At 66.3% G+C, this 2,406-nt stretch carries 2 protein-coding genes; one reads left to right on the top strand and one right to left on the bottom strand.

Translation table 11 applies throughout. The features are described 5' to 3' along the window. Positions 1–301: 301 nt before the first annotated feature. The gene (locus tag AC1DDH_RS20330; protein ID WP_476851869.1) at positions 302–985 is read right to left on the bottom strand and encodes a DedA family protein; all 684 of its coding nucleotides are present in this window, start codon (positions 983–985) and stop codon (positions 302–304) included. A gap of 414 nt (positions 986–1,399) precedes the next feature. Here AC1DDH_RS20330 and AC1DDH_RS20325 point away from each other — a divergent pair, with 414 nt between their 5' ends. After that, positions 1,400–1,657 carry a DUF6924 domain-containing protein gene (locus tag AC1DDH_RS20325; RefSeq protein WP_374208305.1) on the top strand — a complete coding sequence of 86 codons (258 nt, stop codon included), beginning with the start codon at positions 1,400–1,402 and terminating at the stop codon, positions 1,655–1,657. Positions 1,658–2,406: the final 749 nt, after the last annotated feature.

Here is a 2,406-nt window from a genome sequence, read left to right as displayed (position 1 = left end):
GTGGGAGAGTAGGTCACCGCCGGAACACCATTAACGGTCGAGGACCCCCACCACCAGGTGGGGGTCCTCCCGCATTTAACCCCCCTCTCCGGCAGGGCCGGGACCCCGGCCCCGGAGCCCGGGCCCACGGCCAGCTGCCCCCAAACCGGGCCGGTACACGGCCAGATGCCCCCGGGCCGGGCCGGTAATCGCCCCTGGCGCCCGATCGCCCGATGAGGGGCCCTACGACGTCATATGCTCCGCCTTGAAGGAGGCCCCGCGTTGCTGCAGGAACGTACAGGCCGGACGCGCCTGGACGGCCTCATTCGGCATCGGGCACGCCGTCCCCTGCCCCTCCCGCTGACCTGAGCTTCCGGCGTCTGCGCCGGCGCCAGACGATCACCAGGCCAAGCACGACGAAGGGGACCAGCACCCAGCCGCCGATGTCGAGAGCGTCACCGATGGCATTGGCCAGCGCCCCGGCCAAATAGGCGAGAACACTGAGGCTCGCGACCCAGGCAATGGACCCTGTGATGGTCCAGAGCAGAAAATTGGGCCACGGCATCTTGGCGGCCCCCGCGGCAATGGCGCCCCAGAGCCGGACCACTATGACCCAGCGGCCGAAGAACAAGGCTTTGCCACCGTGCCGATCGAAGAACGACTCGAGCTGGAGGATGCGATTCTCGTCGGCGTGGAAGCGCCGCGCGAGTCGAAGCATCAGCGGACGGCCTCCCACCCGCCCAAGTACGTAGCCAATAGTGCTCCCGAGCATGGCGCCCAGGCTGCCGACCGCGATAACGGCGGCAAGGTTCAGGTCTCCGTGGCGCGCCGAGGCGTAGGCTCCAAGCAGGACGGCCACGGCGGGAAGCGGTACACCGGCGCACTGGGCCAGCACAATCACGAAGACGGCGAAGTAGTACGCCCATTCGTCCGCAACCCCTGCTTCCGCGGCGAAGTAGGCCGCCCAGCCGAGCGCCACGAAGCGGAAGGCAACTAATCCGGTCATCGCTCACACCTCACTCCGCTGCTCCGCCGTGGTTCATCATGACGGTCCCCGCGCTGCCCGCGTTCTGTCTGCGGTCATAACCCCCGCGACAGCACCGGGATGGCCCTTGTCTACCCTTGCGGCCGGGGCCGCGTCAAGAGCACGCTGCGGACACTGCCCGGCCGGCGGCGGCACAGCGTTTCCGGCCGCGGCGCTAGGCTCGGCGCTCCGGCCGGATCGCCCGCAACCACCACCGCCCGCGCCGGTACGACCGCCGGACCTGCGCGTCTACTACGCCTCCTGCTTTAGGCCCTGAAGAGCTGCCCAGGTTCCCGGGACTATTGGCGACCGAAGACGCACGAAGGAAAGGCTCACACACAGGCCAAGCCCGCCCTCCCTCCTGGCGCGTACGCCCTTCAGCACCAAGACGCTTGGGTGGATGCGCTTTCCGAGCATGAAGATGGATTCCGCGCGTGGGTGAAGGCCGTTGATGACACTGCCTGGGATCGCGTCGGGTGGGAACACGTTCGCCAGGCGGCTCCGGCAGGCAATGAACACGCGTCGGTCTTGTTCGTCGTGGAAGGTGCCGCTCTTGAAAGCGGTATCCGATACAGATCACGGATCTGCGCGACGCATCGAGCCGACCGTTCCGATGCATTGCGGGCGAACTCAGGGGAGTCGATAACACCTTAGACATCGCGAACATCGACTGGGGGAGCTCTCAGTAAGCACAGACAGCAAGGGTGACTCCAGGGGGTTGCCTGACAGTTCTTGCTGCTTCGACGTCCTGGGAACAGGCTGCGGCCGAATCAATCGCTCGATCAAACCACGAGATCATGCAACTTCCGCCGCGGGTTGCAAGGTCCTTCGCTGATTCCAGGTAGCTGACGTTCGTCAGGTGTTCCCTTCAGCCATGATTTCGGCGGGGTGGCTGCTGTCGGGCCATCAACTCGTCATACGCCCCGGCAGATGGCAGACGGCAGTGCTGGCCGGAAGGCCGGCGATGATCGCGGCGGGATCCATGAGCCCGCGCAGGGTCAGGCAAGCCGTCCGACGTCCGGGAACCCGGTTGCGGTACCCCTCGAACAACACTTGGTTCGGAGTCTGGCCCAGAAGGCATCGGAAGCATCCTGCCGCGTCACGCCCCTGTGGCGGCCTGCAATCGACAACACGACGGCTGTTTGGCTGCAATTGCATGGGCCCGCCATGTGGGGGATCTGCTGGCACGGGGTTGGAGTGATGCACGGCATAGTGGCCGTGGGTGGCGGGGGAGCGTGTGATGAGGTGCGTGGCGGGTGGTTTTGGGTTGTGGTGGCGGGGTTTTTGGGTGGTGGGGTGGGTGTGGGGGGTGGAGTTGCGGTGGGGGCGTGGTGGGTGTATTGTTTTCTAAGTCGCCGCGAGGGAGACCAGCGGAAATGCTGGGAACCGGAGGCGGCCAATCC

The sequence above is a fragment of the Arthrobacter sp. 10T425 genome, from assembly GCF_056393985.1.
The sequence above is the reverse complement of the archived record's forward strand: the minus strand, read 5'-3'. Positions and strand labels throughout refer to the sequence as shown.